Raw genomic sequence first — 13,397 nt, 5'->3', positions numbered from 1 at the left:
ACGGCGCCTTGGCCCGCATGGCCGGGCCCCGCCTTGGTGCGATCGGGTGACAATCGCGGCGAGACATACCGATGCCCAACCTTTCCCCCGTCAAGACCGCTCTCGGACAGGACGAGCTGCGCCACCGCACGCGCGGCCTGGGGCAGCGTTACCGCACGGTGCTGTTCCTGGTCGACGGGCGACGCTCGCTGGGCGACGTGCTGGCCATGGCGCTGAAGGCCGGCGCGCAGACCAACCACTTCCAGGAGCTGGTGGAGATGGGCCTGGTGGAGGTGCCCACCGAGATGGCGGCCGCCGAGCCGGTCGAAACCGAACCCGGCGCCCTCGACACCCCCCGGCTCACAAGCGTCGACCTCGACGTCTTCCCCGAGCCTGCGCTGACCCCGATGGCCGAGCTGCTGCCCGACGATGAGGACAGCCGGCCGGCTCCGCTGTCCCCCGTGCTGCCGCCTGCAGCGCCGCCGCAGGCCCTGCTCGAACCCCAGCTGCCCCGGCGGGTGTTCGAAGACCCCAAGACCGTCGAGCAGCGCGAGGTGGTGATGGGCTCGGCCCAGGGCCTGCCGATGATCGACGTGGGCGACATCGGCGGCGCCCCGCCCGCACCGGCGCCCGCACCGGCCGCCGTGGCGGCCAGCCCCTATGCCCAGGCGCCCGCGGTGGTGCTGAACGAGGCCCCGCGCACGCCGGAGTGGGTGCAGAGCGTGCGCGAGACGCCGTTCAAGACCGCCGACCATGCCCGGCCAGCACCGCGCATGACCGACGAAGAACGCCTGCAGTACGTGCGCGACCTCCTGCTCGACACGCTGCGCCGCGACTCGCTGCTCTTCGCCACCTTCTCGGTGGGACGGGTGCGTGCGGCGACCACCCACAAGGAACTCATCAAGCTCGTGTGGGAGATCGAGCGCGACCGCGCCCACCCGCGTCGCAACCGCGACCAGCTGCTCAACTTGCAGCGCGCCCGCGAGCTGCTGGGCATGGGCAACACCCTGGTGGCCGGTGACAGCCAGCCGGGTGCGCCACCGTCCGAGTACTGAGCGTCAGGTCGCCGCCGGGCGACCGGCGACGTCGGGTTCGGCCTCGGCTTCGAAGAGCAGCCGGTACACCCCGCCACCCACCAGCGCGCCGATCAGCGGCGCCACCCAGAAGAGCCACAGCTGCTGCAGCGCCCAGCCGCCGACGAAGAGCGCCGGCCCCGTGCTGCGTGCCGGGTTCACCGAGGTGTTGGTCACCGGGATGCTGATGAGATGGATGAGCGTAAGCGCCAGGCCGATGGCCAAACCCGCGAAGCCGACCGGCGCACGCTTGTGGGTGCAGCCGAGGATGACGAGCAGGAACATCGCCGTCATGACCACCTCGCACACCAGCCCGGCGAGCAGCGAATACTTGCCGGGAGAGTGCTCGGCGTAGCCGTTGGAGGCGAGGCCGCCTGCCAGGTCGAAGCCCGGCGCTCCACTGGCGATCAGCAGCAGCACGCCGGCTCCTGCGATGCCGCCCGCCACCTGCGCCACCACGTAGGGCACGATGCTGCCGCCCGGAAACCGGCCGCCGGCCCACAGGCCCACCGTCACCGCCGGGTTGAAGTGCCCGCCCGAGATCGGCCCGAGCGCGTAGGCGCCGGTCACCACCGTCAGCCCGAAGGCGAGTGACACGCCCAGCAGGCCGATTCCCACTTGCGGAAAGGCCGCGGCGAGCACGGCGCTGCCGCAGCCCCCCAGCACCAGCCAGAACGTTCCCACGGCTTCTGCCACCAGCTTTGCAAGCATCGGATCCTCCTCCAAGGGGTTGATGAGCCTTGGATGCTAGGCATCCGTGACGAGCGTCACAAGCACCACGTTTGGCAGCCCGGGCGGCCCTTGACGAAAGACGCTGCACCGACAGTCCACGCCCTTCCCACGCAGATGAGGGGCCCTGGATTGGTCGTAAGTCACATGAAACCTGTCAGATCAATTCCTACAGTTCTCTCATCCAGTTTGGGACGGCAAGCCGAGACACCCGCCTAAGGACGTCCAGGTTGTCAACGCCTAAGCTTTCGTCACGTTGTTGTCACGGTAGAGCAGCAGGAGTTCGTTGCCATGAATACCGATTTCGGAAAACCCGCCTACGAGTTGCGCTTCCAGTCTCTCTTTCAAGAGGGCCGCGCGCTGACTTTCCCTTGCGATGCCGGTGGGCATGTGATGCTCGATTCGCTCAGCGAACGGGCACGCCACAACTACCTGTACGCCCGCGCGGTGGTTGGCCGCGAATTCGCCGCCCCGGCGGTTCAGCTGAGCGATCTCCACTGACGACAAGGCGCCCATGAGGCGCCTTTTTGTTGTGTCGTCTCAGGCCGGGGTGCTGCAGGCACCGCTGCCGCAGCCTTCGATGAGGGCCTCGGGCAGCGCCTCCGGCATCCGCAGGGCACCCGTCACCGGGTCGTAGCCCACACGGCGCAAGTGCAGCGCCAGCGCCGCGTCCATGCTCTGGGCATGCTGCGCAAACCACTCCCCCAGTTCCGTCGTCAGCTTGCGCAAGAGCGCCGGGCCGTGTTCGCCGCTGGCCACCAGGCGGCTGGCTTCGCGCAGCGTGTCCAGCACCACCCTGTGCTGCGTCGTGTGGCAGTTGCCCGTGGCGAAGCACGTCGCGGCCATCCAGCGGTCTTCCTGGCCGAAATGGGCCTCGGTGTGGTCGATGAGGTCGCACCAGTGCTGCGCGATGGTGGCGTCTGTGGCCTCTTCCACGAGCGCGAGCAGCGTGATGAACTCGCGGTGGGTGTCGTCCATCGAGGGCAGGTCGAGCGAGAGCGCGTCGTTCCATTCAAGCGTGGGCATGGTCGTCGGGGGCATCGAGTGAGATGCCGCAGGCTATCGGCGCTGGTCGGCGCTGTCCTTGTGCCAGCGCAAGGGGACGTCGGAATGAGAGGGACAATTGCGCCATGCCCATCCAATGGTTCCCCGGCCACATGCACCTCACGCGCCAGGCGATCGCCGAGCGCATCAAGCAGATCGACGTGGTGATGGAGCTGCTCGACGCCCGCCTGCCGGGGTCGAGCGCCAACCCGCTGCTGGCCGAACTCACCGGCCGCCGCCCGCGCCTCAAGATCCTCAACAAGCAGGACGTCGCCGACCCGGGGCGCACCGAGGCCTGGCTCGCCTGGTACAACGCCCAGCCCGAGACCCGCGCGCTGGCGCTCGACGCCTCGGAGACGGCGCCCGCGCAGCGCCTGCTCGATGCGAGCCGCGCCCTCGCACCCCATCGCGGTGGCATGGACAAACCGCTGCGCATCCTCGTCTGCGGCATCCCCAACGTCGGCAAGTCGACCCTCATCAACACCCTGATGGGCAAGCGCGCCGCCAAGACGGGTGACGAGGCTGGCGTGACCAAGGTCGAGCAGCGCGTGGCACTCGCGAAAGACGCCTACCTCTTCGACACGCCCGGCATGCTGTGGCCGCGCATCATCGTGGCGCAGAGCGGCTACAACCTTGCGGCCAGCGGTGCGGTGGGCCGCAATGCGTACGACGAACAGGAGGTGGCGCTGGAGCTGCTCGCCTACCTGCAGCGCCACTACGCCGACCGCCTGGTCGAGCGCTACAAGCTCGACGACGCCAGCGTCGCACTGCCCGACGAGGCGCTGCTGACCGAGATCGGCCGCAAGCGTGGGGCCTTGCAAAGCGGTGGACGGGTCGACCTGCAAAAAGCGGCCGAGGTGCTGATCAACGATTTCCGCTCGGCCAACCTGGGCCGCTTGACGATCGAGACTCCCGAGGAATACGAAGCCTGGCTCGCCGCGGGGCAGGCGGCGGATGCGGAGCGCGCGGAGCGCAAGGCCGAACGCACGGCGCAGAAGCGCCAGCGGCGCCCGACGGGGCGTTAGCGAAGCGCCTGCAGCGCGGCGCGGATCGACGGGTCGGCCAGCAGCGCCATCGTCGTGCGCTTCAGCTCGGCCGCGTCGATCTGATCGGGCGGTGTGTGCTTGCACTGGTGCTCGATCGATTCGAGCTGTGCCGTCAGGCGCGCGTCGTCCACGTGCACTGAGGCGGTGTAGAGCAGCGCCATCAGGTCGTGCAGGTTGCGCATCTGCTCATAGGCGGCAAACATCTGCTGCGCCGTCTCGGCGGAATCACGCCAGTCCTGTCCGGCGAAGAGCCGCGAGACACGCTGCCCGGCGCCATGGCAGTCGAACACGGTGCAGCCGCGAAAGCCGCGGTCCACCAGCTGCGCGTGGATGCCGCATTTGAAATCGCCGCACAGGTGCGGGCAGGGCGTGTGCGCCGGCTTGTCGAAGCCGAAGCCCTGCACCGCATCGAAGGGCGGCACCACGCAGCACAGGCCGGTGCACGCGGCGCAATCGGCCCGCAGTTGGGCCGGCAGCACCGCTTGCCGGCGGGCGCTCATTTGCTCCAGGTGTCTTTCAGCGTGGTCGTGCGGTTGAACACCGGCTTGCCCGCGCTGTGGTCGTGCCGGTCGGCGACGAAGTAGCCGTGGCGTTCGAACTGGAACTTGTCGTCGGGCTTCGCTGCGGCGAGCGAAGGTTCCAGGTACGCGGTGACGACCTTCTTGCTGTTCGGGTTCAACACCGAAAGGAAGTCGCGGCCACCCGCGTCGGGCTGGGCCTCGGTGAAGAGGCGGTCGTAAAGCCGCACTTCGGCTGCGATGCCAGTGGCCACGCTGACCCAGGTGATGACGCCCTTGACCTTCACCGCATCGGCACCCGGTGTGCCGCTCTTGGTGTCGGGCACGAGCTTGGCGAGCACGGCGGTGATTTCGCCCTGCGCATTCTTCTCGCACCCGGTGCACTCGATCACGTAGCCGTATTTCAGGCGCGCCTTGTTGCCGGGGTAGAGGCGGTGGTAGCCCTTGGGCGGCGTCTCCATGAAGTCCTCGCGCTCGATCCACACCTCACTCGAGAGCGTGAACTGGCGCTGGCCACGGTCGGCATGCGCCGGGTGCACGGGCGCGTGGCAGGGCTCCTGGTGCGCGTCACTGCCGAAGATCTCGGCGAAGTTCACGAGCTTGAGCTTGAGGGGGTCGAGCACGGCGCAGGCACGCGGTGCTTTCGGGTCGAGGTCGTCGCGCAGCGCGATCTCGAGCGAGCTGTAGTCGATCCAGCCGCCAGCCTTGCTGACGCCGCTGCGCTCGGCCATCAGCTGCAGGCTTTCGGGCGTGTAGCCGCGGCGGCGCAGGCCCACGATGGTGGGCATGCGTGGGTCGTCCCAGCCGTTCACGTGGTTCTCGTCGACCAGCTGCTTGAGCTTGCGCTTGCTGGTGATGATGTAGGTGAGGTTGAGGCGGGCGAATTCGTACTGGTGCGGGCGCGGCTGGGCAAGCAGGCCCAGCTTGCACAGCTTGTCGAGCAGCCAGTCGTAGAAGGGGCGCTGGTCTTCGAACTCGAGCGTGCAGATGCTGTGGGTGATCTGCTCCAGCGCGTCTTCGATCGGGTGCGCGTAGGTGTACATCGGGTAGATGCACCAGGTGTCACCGGTGTTGTGGTGCGTGGCGCGCTTGATGCGATAGAGGGCCGGGTCGCGCAGGTTGATGTTGGGCGAGGCCATGTCGATCTTGGCGCGCAGCACGGCAGCGCCGTCGGCCAGCTTGCCGTCGCGCATCTTGCGAAAGCGCGCGAGGTTCTCGGCGGGGGTGCGGGTGCGGTACGGGCTGTCGGTGCCGGGCGTGCCGAAGTCGCCGCGGTTGGCGCGCATTTCGTCGGCCGTCTGCTCGTCGACGTACGCGAGGCCCGCGTTGATGAGCGCCTCGGCCGCTCGGTACATGAAGTCGAAATAGTGGCTGGCGTAGAAGAGGTGGCTGGTGCCGTTCACGTTCCAGTCGAAGCCAAGCCACTTCACCGCGTCGAGGATGGAATCGACGTACTCCTGTTCCTCCTTCTCCGGGTTCGTGTCGTCGAAGCGCATGTGGCAGATGCCACCGTAGTCGCGGGCGAGACCGAAGTTCAGGCAGATGCTTTTCGCGTGGCCGATGTGCAGGTAGCCGTTGGGTTCGGGCGGGAAGCGGGTGCGGATCTTGGCGACATCGAGCGGTGCACTCGCGTGGTGCTGCGCATCGCCGGGTGTGCCGGCAAAGCGGCGGTTCGCATAGGTGCCCTGTGCCAGGTCACGCTCGATGATCTGCCGCAGGAAGTTGCTGGGCTTGTGGTCGTCGGCGGGCGAGGGGCGGGAAGGGTCGCTCATGCAGGGCGCTTTGCGGTGTGTTGTCGAGGGGAAAAAGCGAAAACGATTGTAGTCGGCGCTCCCTTCACGAGCCCTTGCGTGGTGCGGGTGTGAAGGTTTGCACGGCGGTGCAATTTATGTGGCGTCGAGCCCCCGTGGCTGGAGGGGCGCCGGGCCTGTCGAGGCAAAAGGGGCTTCGAAACAATCGCTGGCATGACTTCTTCCACCCCGCTCGCCCCATCGTCGTCACATCCGGAGCGCCAGCCTCAGGCGCAGGCTCTCAGCGCCGATGCCCATGCCTGGCTCGCGGGCCTGCCGCCGCGCTACCAGCCACTGGCCACCGCGCGCCGGCACCCGCACATCGTGAACCGGCTGTGCGAGCTGTGGGCCACGCCGACGGACTTGCCGGCCTACATGCGTGAGCTGGTGCTGAGCAGCCGCCCGGTGCGGCGCGAGGGATTTGCCTTCGAGGTGCTCACCGAACTGGCCGACCTGCAGGCGCTGGTCGATGAGATGCAGCAGGCCAGGCCCTGAGCCGGCAGGCCGCTTTACGTGCGTTAACAAGCCTTTACCTTGGCCGTGTGAACGGGCGGCAATTGCAATCCGTTGTGGGGACAAGCCGGCGCGCATCGCACCGGCCTCACCAGGAGAGAACGCCATGTTCAACCGCAAGTCCGCTTTCGCCGCCCTGATTGCGCTGGGCGCACTGGCTGCCGGCAGCGCCCATGCGGGCAACGTGCAGTGGTCGGTGTCGGTCAACCTGCCCGTGCCGGTGGTGGGCGTGCCGGTCTACCATGCCCCGGCGCCCGTGTACCACGCCCCGGCGCCCGTGTACTACCCGCCTGCGCCCGTGGTGGTCTACCGCCCGGCGCCGCCGGCGGTGGTGTATCACCCGGTTCCGGTGGTCGATTACCGTGGCCGCGGTCACCGCGGCTGGGATCACCGCCACCCTCACCACCACCGTCATCACCACCATGGCCGTCATCACGGCCACCGTGACGGGTGGGGCGATCGCGATCGAGACGACGACCGTGGCGGCCGTTGGGAGCCGGGCCCGCGCCAGCGTCATCACTGAACGAAAACGGGCCGCCCGCGCGGCCCGTTTTTTCACGGCGGATCGGATTCGCCACGCTCGCGGCGCATGCGCTCGATCTCTTGCCGCAGCATGCGCTCGCGCAGGCCCTCGCCCTGCAGCGTCATGAAGACGAAGAGGCCGTGGATCAGCAGGCCGGCGGCCCAGCCCCAGACGAAGAAGGGCTTGTGCCGCGCGCCCACCAGGTAGGCGATGCCGAAGCCCAGGTGCACCAGCACGAACACCATCGCGTGCATGTAGAAGCCGATCTTTCGGCGCACGCGATAGAGCGCGCGTGCTTCCAGGCTGTCGGGGGGCAGGTCGGAGCGGCTCATCTCACAAGGCCTTGAAGAGGTGGGCGTACAGGCGGCTCACCGCGAGCTTGTCGCCGTGATCGCGCAGGCTCAAGGTGAGCTTGCCGCTCTCGTCGCGCACGGCGGTGGCCACTGCATCGGCACGCACCACCGTGCCGCGGTGAATCTGCCAGAAGCGCTGCGGGTCGAGCTGCGGCAGCAGTTCGCGCAATGAAAGCCGGATCAGGTGCTCGTGGTCGGCGGTGACGACGCGCACGTACTTGTCGGCCGCCTCGAAGTACAGCACCTCGTCGACCTTCACCATGTGGATGGTGCTGCCCACGCCGGCCTGGATAACGCTCAGGCGCGGGGCGGGCGGCGCGGCCGGGGCTTGGGCGAGCAGGCCGCGCAGCTGGGCCACGGCGGCGTCGAGCCCGCTGCCCGGAGCCGACGATTGCGTGCGCTGGCGCAGGGCCTCTTGCAGGCGCGCGCAGGTCTGCCCCAGGCGCCCGGCGGTCACCGGCTTCAACACGTAGTCGAAGGCCGCACGTTCGAAGGCTTCGATCGCGTACTCGTCGTGCGCGGTCACGAAGACGAGCAGCGGGAAGGGCGTCGCGTCGGGCCAGTCTTCGGCCAGCGCGTGGGCGGCTTCGAGCCCGCTCAGGCCCGGCATGCGGATGTCGAGGAAGAGCACCTGCGGGCGCAGCTTCAGCGCTTGCTGCAAGGCGGCGTCGCCATTGCCGACGCTGGCCACGATCTGGAGCTCGGGCCATTGTCTGGCGATTCGGCCTTCAGGTGCGCGGCCAGCAGGGGCTCGTCTTCGGCGATGAGGGCGGTAGCGTTCATGGAGATCAAGCGGTGCGGTTGAGGGGGATGCGAACGGTGGCCACGACGCCACCTTCGTCGCCATCGGCCGGAGCGAGCGTGAGGCCGGCGACGTCGCCGTACAGGGTGGCCAGGCGCTCGCGCACCTGGCTCACGCCGAAGTGGGTGCCGTCGTTGGCGACGGTGGACAAGCCAACGCCGGTGTCGCGCACGGTGAGCACGAGATCGGCTCCCTCGCGCGACGCGCTCACGAGCAGCCGGCCGCCGTCGACCTTGGGTTCGAGGCCGTGCTTGATGGCGTTTTCGACCAGCGGTTGCAGGAGCAGCGTGGGCACGGCCAGCTCGCCCAGGTCGTCTGGCAGGCTGGAGCTTCGGTGTGCAGCCGCTCGCCCATGCGGATCTTCATCAGCGCGAGGTAGTCGTTGAGGCGTGCGAACTCGGCCGACAGCGGGTGCAGCATGCCGCGCGAGGCGGTGAGCGTCGAGCGCATGAAGGCCACCAGGTGGTCGAGCATCTCTTGCGCACGCACTGGGTCGAGGGCGATCAGCACCCGCAGGTTGGCCAGCGTGTTGAAGAGCATGTGCGGCTCGAGCTGTGACGACAGCAGCTGCAGCTGGGCCTGGCTGGCATCGCGCTGGGCGGTGGCGGCCAGCCGCTCCAGCGATTCGCCGCGACCGCGGATGTAGAAGAAGTACGTGATGGCACCGCTGACCGCGACCGAGAGGAACAGGTAGCCGAGCGTCTGCCGCGGCGAGGCTTGCAGGCTGGCCCAGGTCGAGCTTCCGCTGTAGGCGGCGCCGATCGACGTGCCCACCGTGTAGCCGATCAAGATGCCGGCGGTGAGCAGGGCGTGGCGGCGCCAGCCGGCGGGCCAGTTGGTGTCTGCATCGCGACGGAAGAGAAAGCGGCCGGCTTCGATCGATAACCAGATGGTGAGGCCGATGGAATGCGCATAGACCATCTGCACGTCCAGCTGCGCGTTGCGCAGGGCCAGGCCCAGGCCGATGACGGTGTTGAGCGCGACGACGATCAGGCCGCGGCTCAGGAAGGCCGCGAGCGTGTCGTGGGGGTGCTTGATCGTGTCGTCCATGGCCGGGGCAGTCTACGTGCAGGGCTGCGGGTGGTATCAGGCCAGTGCCAGTGTGCCGGCGCGAGGCGCACTGCGCAGCACCCGCAGCGCCCGGCCGACGAAGAGGCCCGACAGCAGCCCGTAGACCGCGGGCACGGCGAGGTCGAAGCTGGCGTTCTGCTTCAAGGCCGGGTCGAGCACCATCATGACCGAGGTGACGTAGCGCACGCCGAACACCGCCCAGATGGTGATCAGGGGCCAAATGCTGCCGGCCACCGCGAAGCGGCCTTCGCCGAGCGCCTTCACGCCGCGCGGCGCGATCAGCCAGTGCTGGGCCGCGAGCGAGAGCGCCAGCCCCGCGGCCCAGGCGAGCAGCACGAGGGCGTCAAAGCCGAAGGTGTGTGCGGCGCCCCAGAGCGAAAACACCGTCCAGCCGACCGAAATGCCGATGACGCGGCGCGACGTCAGCACCTGGTCCACCGCCTGTCGCAGGCCCAGCAGGGTGACGCCGACGAGCAGGCCCCAGACCCAGGTGGGGGTGTGCACGATCACTTGGCCGATGAGCTGGTGCAGGGGCATGGTCGATTCCTTCGATGTGGGCAAGGGGTTGCGGATGTCGGCACTGTGGCCGCGCCACCCCGCCCGCGCGAGCCCGATGCGACGAAGCGGTGGCCGGCGGCGCGAAATGCGGCTGCCGGGCCGCCAGTGGCTGGCTATAGTCATCGCCCCGCCCCAAGCCCCCGGAGAACCGAATGCCCCCAGACGCCGCCTGTTTCAGCCTTCGACGGGCCGCTGTCCTGGTGGCGGCGGCTGGTCTGGCGGCTTGCACGACCCCGCCGCCGCCCGCCTCGGTGCCGGTCTTCGGGCCGGTGCCGTCACCGGCGCCGCAGGCCTCGCCACAGCCGGCTCCGGCCCCCGCGCCGGCATCGACCGGCCTGGCCAGCCGGTTCCCCGAGCCGGCGGTGAGCTACAGGACCCCCGCCTTCCAGCCCGGCCGCGCGGCGCCCACCAGCGCCGCCGACGCCCAGAGGCTGCTGCAGGGCCTGGCCCGCGACCATGGCGCGCTGGTGCGTGTGGTCAAGGTGGCCGACGCGGCCGACGGCACGCCCCTCGAAGCGTTGCTCTTCAGCCGCTCGGCGCAGGCTTCACCGGAGTCGATCCGCGCCAGCGGCCGCGCCACGGTGCTGCTGCACGGCCCGCAGCGGGCCGATGCGCCGGCCGCGACCGAGGCCTTGCTCGCCGTGGCGCAGGAGCTGGCGCAGGGGCGCCTGCTGCCTGTGCTGGACAAGCTGAATGTGATCGTCTGGCCGCAGGTGCCGGCCGCCGTTGCGGCGCTCGATGCCGACCACCTGTTGCTGAAGACGCCGCAAGCCCAGGCGCTGGCACGGCTGGTGCGCGAGTACCAGCCGGTCGTGGTGGCCGAGGCGGCCGAGTACCTGCCGTCGTCCGAGTTCGCGCTGCGGTTTGCGGCGGTGGAGCGCCACGACGCGATGCTGCAGTACGCAGCCACCGGCAACCTCGCGCCCTTCGTCACCAAGGCGGCCGAGGAGTGGTTCCGCCAGCCGATGCTGGCGGCCTTGAAGCAGCAGGGCCTGGCCGCGGAGTGGCACTACGGTGTGGCTACGGGGGCCGTCGAGCGGCGGCTCGCGATGGGCAGCCCGCGCCCCGACAACAGCCGCAACGTGCAGGGCCTGAAGAACTTGGTCAGCCTCAGCGTCGAGTCGCGCGGCGAGGCGGGTGGCGGCCGGGCCCACCTCAAGCGCCGCGTGCACACGCTGGTGACGGCCCTCGGCGCCGTGCTGCAAGGTGCCGCCGACCGCGGTGCCGACCTGATGAAGATCCGCCAGTACGTCGACGCGGAGGTCAGCGCCCAGGCCTGCAAGGGCACGGTGGTCGTCGAGGCCGAGCTGAGCCCGGGCGAGCACACCCTGCAGATGCTCGATGCGGCCACCGGCACCGAGAGGTCGTCGACCGTTGCCTGGGACTCGGCGCTGGCCCTGCGCGAACTGCGGGTGCGCCCGCGGCCGTGCGGCTACTGGCTCGACGCCAGCGAGTCGGCCGCGGTCGCGCGCCTGCGGCTGCTGGGGGTGCGCGTGGAGCAGGTGCTGTCCAAGGGGGTGGTGCAGGGCGACAGCTTCAGCGCCGAGCCGGCGAACGGCGCGCGCGAGGTGAAGGCGGTGTCGGCCCTGCTTGACCTGGCGCCGGGTGGCTACTACGTGCCGCTGAGCCAGCCGCTCGCGCACCTGGCGGTGGCGGCGCTGGAGCCCGACACCGCCTTCAGCTACTGGGCCGGCGGCCTGGTGACGAGCCTTGGCAAGACGGCCCGGGTGATGTCGTGGCCGGGCGTGAAGACCTCGATCGTGCCTTGACGGTCAACGGCGGCGCGACCCGCTGCCGCCGAAGAGGCTGCCCAGCACGCCGCGGATGATCTCGCGGCCGACGGTGGAGCCAATGGTGCGTGCGGCCGATTTGCCGAGCGTCTGCACCACGCCGTCGTACTGGCCGCCGCGTGGGCCGGTGCGGCCGAAGAGGATCTCGTTGAGGCCACCGCCGAGCAGACCGCCGTCTTCGGCCTTGGTGGGCTCGCCGGCTTTGCCGATGCCATTGCCCTTGTCGCCGCCGCTGCGGCCGGTGGTGGCCTGCCCGGGGCTCGCGGTCGGGGCGGCTTCGGCGCCGGCCACGGCGCGGCCCTTGATCTTCTCGTAGGCCGATTCACGGTCGACCGCCTTCTCGTAGACCCCGGCCACCAGCGAGCCGGCGATCAGCGCCTTGCGCTGCTCGGGGGTGATGGGGCCGATCTGGCTGCCCGGCGGCAGCACGAAGACCCGCTCGGTGACGCTCGGTCGGCCCTTGGCGTCGAGGAAGCTCACCAGCGCTTCGCCCACGGCCAGCTCGGTGATCGCCGTTTCGATGTCGAGGCCGGGGTTGGCGCGCATGGTGCTCGCCGCCGACTTCACCGCCTTCTGGTCGCGCGGCGTGAAGGCGCGCAGCGCGTGCTGCACCCGGTTGCCGAGCTGGGCGAGCACGGTGTCGGGGATGTCGAGCGGGTTCTGGGTCACGAAATACACGCCCACGCCCTTCGAGCGCACGAGGCGCACCACCAGCTCGATGCGCTCGACGAGCGCGGCCGGGGCGTCCTTGAAGAGCAGGTGGGCTTCGTCGAAGAAGAAGACGAGCTTGGGCTTGTCCAGGTCGCCCACCTCGGGCAGCTGCTCGAAGAGTTCGGACAGCATCCACAGCAGGAAGGTCGCGTACAGGCGCGGCGCGTTCATCAGCTTGTCGGCCGACAGCACGTTGACCACGCCCTTGCCGTCGACCGTCTGCATGAAGTCGGCGATGTCGAGCATGGGCTCGCCGAAGAACTTGTCACCGCCCTGTTCTTCGATCTGCAGCAGGCCGCGCTGGATGGCCCCCACGCTGGCGGCGCTGACGTTGCCGTATTCGGTGGTGAACTGCGAGGCGTTTTCGCCCACGTGCTGCAGCATCGCGCGCAGGTCTTTCAGGTCGAGCAGCAGCAGGCCGGAATCGTCGGCGATCTTGAAGACGAGGTTGAGCACCCCGGCCTGGGTTTCGTTGAGCGCCAGCATGCGGGCCAGCAGCAGCGGGCCCATGTCGCTCACAGTGGCGCGCACCGGGTGGCCCTGCTCGCCGAACACGTCCCACAGGGTGGCGGGGCAGGCGAAGGATTCGGGGTGTTCGAGGCCGCGCTCCTTGAGCACCGCGGCCAGCTTGTCGCCGATCTTGCCGGCCTGGGTGATGCCGGTCAGGTCGCCTTTCACGTCGGCCATGAAGACCGGCACCCCGATCTTGCTGAAATGCTCGGCAAGGTTTTGCAGGGTGATGGTCTTGCCGGTGCCGGTGGCGCCGGTGATGAGGCCGTGGCGATTGGCCAGGGCCGGGAGCAGGAAGCACTCTGTCTTGTCGTGTTTGGCAATCAGGATGGGCTCGGCCATGAACATTGCTCCAGAGAAGGGAGGTGGCACCGCTAAAATTGCAGT

The 13,397-nt window shown here is 69.2% G+C and carries 15 protein-coding genes and 1 pseudogene; 6 read left to right on the top strand and 10 right to left on the bottom strand.

The features are described 5' to 3' along the window. Positions 1-71: 71 nt before the first annotated feature. Positions 72-1,034: a hypothetical protein gene (locus LRS03_RS09670; protein WP_257825227.1), complete on the top strand. Its 963-nt coding sequence runs from the start codon at positions 72-74 to the stop codon at positions 1,032-1,034. A gap of 3 nt (positions 1,035-1,037) precedes the next feature. Here the strand turns inward: LRS03_RS09670 and aqpZ are convergent, their stop codons facing one another. Next, complete coding sequence (gene aqpZ / locus LRS03_RS09665; protein ID WP_257825226.1) at positions 1,038-1,763, bottom strand: aquaporin Z; 726 nt, start codon at positions 1,761-1,763, stop codon at positions 1,038-1,040. 309 nt (positions 1,764-2,072) lie between these two features. On the opposite strand from aqpZ, the gene LRS03_RS09660 reads away from it, so the two are divergent. Then, on the top strand, positions 2,073-2,282 hold the full coding sequence (locus LRS03_RS09660) for a hypothetical protein (protein WP_257825225.1): 210 nt from the start codon (positions 2,073-2,075) through the stop codon (positions 2,280-2,282). A 39-nt stretch (positions 2,283-2,321) separates the two neighbouring features. On the opposite strand, the gene LRS03_RS09655 is transcribed toward LRS03_RS09660, so the two are convergent. Then, complete coding sequence (locus tag LRS03_RS09655) at positions 2,322-2,822, bottom strand: hemerythrin domain-containing protein (RefSeq protein WP_308296412.1); 501 nt, start codon at positions 2,820-2,822, stop codon at positions 2,322-2,324. Between the two features lie 89 nt (positions 2,823-2,911). On the opposite strand from LRS03_RS09655, the gene ylqF reads away from it, so the two are divergent. Next, positions 2,912-3,850: a ribosome biogenesis GTPase YlqF gene (ylqF, locus tag LRS03_RS09650; protein ID WP_257825224.1), complete on the top strand. Its 939-nt coding sequence runs from the start codon at positions 2,912-2,914 to the stop codon at positions 3,848-3,850. On the opposite strand, the gene LRS03_RS09645 is transcribed toward ylqF, so the two are convergent. Together LRS03_RS09645 and LRS03_RS09640 are read right to left on the bottom strand one after the other, a co-directional pair. Beyond that, complete coding sequence (locus LRS03_RS09645; RefSeq protein ID WP_257825223.1) at positions 3,847-4,371, bottom strand: hypothetical protein; 525 nt, start codon at positions 4,369-4,371, stop codon at positions 3,847-3,849. The genes ylqF and LRS03_RS09645 overlap by 4 nt on opposite strands. Beyond that, a complete protein-coding gene (locus tag LRS03_RS09640; protein ID WP_257825222.1) occupies positions 4,368-6,161 on the bottom strand; it encodes a glutamine--tRNA ligase/YqeY domain fusion protein in 1,794 nt (597 codons plus the stop codon). Before LRS03_RS09640 ends, LRS03_RS09645 begins: the two co-directional genes overlap by 4 nt. 192 nt (positions 6,162-6,353) lie before the next feature. On the opposite strand from LRS03_RS09640, the gene LRS03_RS09635 reads away from it, so the two are divergent. Both LRS03_RS09635 and LRS03_RS09630 read left to right on the top strand, forming a co-directional pair. Next, entirely contained in the window at positions 6,354-6,674 is a 321-nt protein-coding gene (locus LRS03_RS09635) for a hypothetical protein (RefSeq protein WP_257825221.1), read from the top strand. A gap of 124 nt (positions 6,675-6,798) precedes the next feature. Beyond that, on the top strand, positions 6,799-7,215 hold the full coding sequence (locus tag LRS03_RS09630) for a hypothetical protein (protein WP_257825220.1): 417 nt from the start codon (positions 6,799-6,801) through the stop codon (positions 7,213-7,215). A gap of 32 nt (positions 7,216-7,247) precedes the next feature. Here LRS03_RS09630 and LRS03_RS09625 read toward each other — a convergent pair whose 3' ends face one another. From LRS03_RS09625 to LRS03_RS09605, 5 genes and pseudogenes are all read right to left on the bottom strand, one after another. Continuing rightward, positions 7,248-7,547 (bottom strand): 2TM domain-containing protein, encoded by a 300-nt coding sequence (locus LRS03_RS09625; RefSeq protein WP_257825219.1) that lies wholly within the window; start codon positions 7,545-7,547, stop codon positions 7,248-7,250. A 1-nt stretch (position 7,548) separates the two neighbouring features. After that, a pseudogene (locus tag LRS03_RS09620) lies at positions 7,549-8,351 on the bottom strand (LytR/AlgR family response regulator transcription factor). A 5-nt stretch (positions 8,352-8,356) separates the two neighbouring features. Continuing rightward, positions 8,357-8,665, bottom strand: coding sequence for an ATP-binding protein (locus LRS03_RS09615; protein ID WP_257825218.1), 309 nt, complete (start codon positions 8,663-8,665; stop codon positions 8,357-8,359). Continuing rightward, entirely contained in the window at positions 8,578-9,420 is an 843-nt protein-coding gene (locus LRS03_RS09610) for a sensor histidine kinase (RefSeq protein WP_257825217.1), read from the bottom strand. Before LRS03_RS09610 ends, LRS03_RS09615 begins: the two co-directional genes overlap by 88 nt. Before the next feature lie 36 nt (positions 9,421-9,456). Beyond that, on the bottom strand, positions 9,457-9,978 hold the full coding sequence (locus LRS03_RS09605) for a DUF6622 family protein (RefSeq protein ID WP_257825216.1): 522 nt from the start codon (positions 9,976-9,978) through the stop codon (positions 9,457-9,459). A gap of 173 nt (positions 9,979-10,151) precedes the next feature. Between LRS03_RS09605 and LRS03_RS09595 the strand changes: the two genes are divergently transcribed. Beyond that, positions 10,152-11,768, top strand: coding sequence for a M14 family metallopeptidase (locus LRS03_RS09595; protein WP_308296411.1), 1,617 nt, complete (start codon positions 10,152-10,154; stop codon positions 11,766-11,768). A 3-nt stretch (positions 11,769-11,771) separates the two neighbouring features. Here LRS03_RS09595 and LRS03_RS09590 read toward each other — a convergent pair whose 3' ends face one another. Then, positions 11,772-13,352 carry a helicase HerA-like domain-containing protein gene (locus LRS03_RS09590; RefSeq protein WP_257825214.1) on the bottom strand — a complete coding sequence of 527 codons (1,581 nt, stop codon included), beginning with the start codon at positions 13,350-13,352 and terminating at the stop codon, positions 11,772-11,774. Positions 13,353-13,397 lie beyond the last annotated feature (45 nt).

This window comes from Rhizobacter sp. J219, assembly GCF_024700055.1.
Lineage (GTDB): Bacteria > Pseudomonadota > Gammaproteobacteria > Burkholderiales > Burkholderiaceae_C > Rhizobacter.
This window is presented reverse-complemented; position numbering and strand designations above follow the sequence as displayed.

What these genes read in the sequence shown, in the direction of transcription:
- LRS03_RS09630 (WP_257825220.1), top strand. Translation starts at nt 6,799, where the DNA reads ATGTTCAACCGCAAGTCCGCTTTCGCCGCCCTGATTGCGCTGGGCGCA.
- LRS03_RS09590 (WP_257825214.1), bottom strand. Translation starts at nt 13,352, where the DNA reads ATGGCCGAGCCCATCCTGATTGCCAAACACGACAAGACAGAGTGCTTC.
- LRS03_RS09610 (WP_257825217.1), bottom strand. Translation starts at nt 9,420, where the DNA reads ATGGACGACACGATCAAGCACCCCCACGACACGCTCGCGGCCTTCCTG.
- LRS03_RS09660 (WP_257825225.1), top strand. Translation starts at nt 2,073, where the DNA reads ATGAATACCGATTTCGGAAAACCCGCCTACGAGTTGCGCTTCCAGTCT.
- aqpZ (WP_257825226.1), bottom strand. Translation starts at nt 1,763, where the DNA reads ATGCTTGCAAAGCTGGTGGCAGAAGCCGTGGGAACGTTCTGGCTGGTG.
- LRS03_RS09635 (WP_257825221.1), top strand. Translation starts at nt 6,354, where the DNA reads ATGACTTCTTCCACCCCGCTCGCCCCATCGTCGTCACATCCGGAGCGC.
- LRS03_RS09670 (WP_257825227.1), top strand. Translation starts at nt 72, where the DNA reads ATGCCCAACCTTTCCCCCGTCAAGACCGCTCTCGGACAGGACGAGCTG.
- LRS03_RS09605 (WP_257825216.1), bottom strand. Translation starts at nt 9,978, where the DNA reads ATGCCCCTGCACCAGCTCATCGGCCAAGTGATCGTGCACACCCCCACC.
- LRS03_RS09640 (WP_257825222.1), bottom strand. Translation starts at nt 6,161, where the DNA reads ATGAGCGACCCTTCCCGCCCCTCGCCCGCCGACGACCACAAGCCCAGC.
- ylqF (WP_257825224.1), top strand. Translation starts at nt 2,912, where the DNA reads ATGCCCATCCAATGGTTCCCCGGCCACATGCACCTCACGCGCCAGGCG.
- LRS03_RS09625 (WP_257825219.1), bottom strand. Translation starts at nt 7,547, where the DNA reads ATGAGCCGCTCCGACCTGCCCCCCGACAGCCTGGAAGCACGCGCGCTC.
- LRS03_RS09645 (WP_257825223.1), bottom strand. Translation starts at nt 4,371, where the DNA reads ATGAGCGCCCGCCGGCAAGCGGTGCTGCCGGCCCAACTGCGGGCCGAT.
- LRS03_RS09655 (WP_308296412.1), bottom strand. Translation starts at nt 2,822, where the DNA reads ATGCCCCCGACGACCATGCCCACGCTTGAATGGAACGACGCGCTCTCG.
- LRS03_RS09595 (WP_308296411.1), top strand. Translation starts at nt 10,152, where the DNA reads ATGCCCCCAGACGCCGCCTGTTTCAGCCTTCGACGGGCCGCTGTCCTG.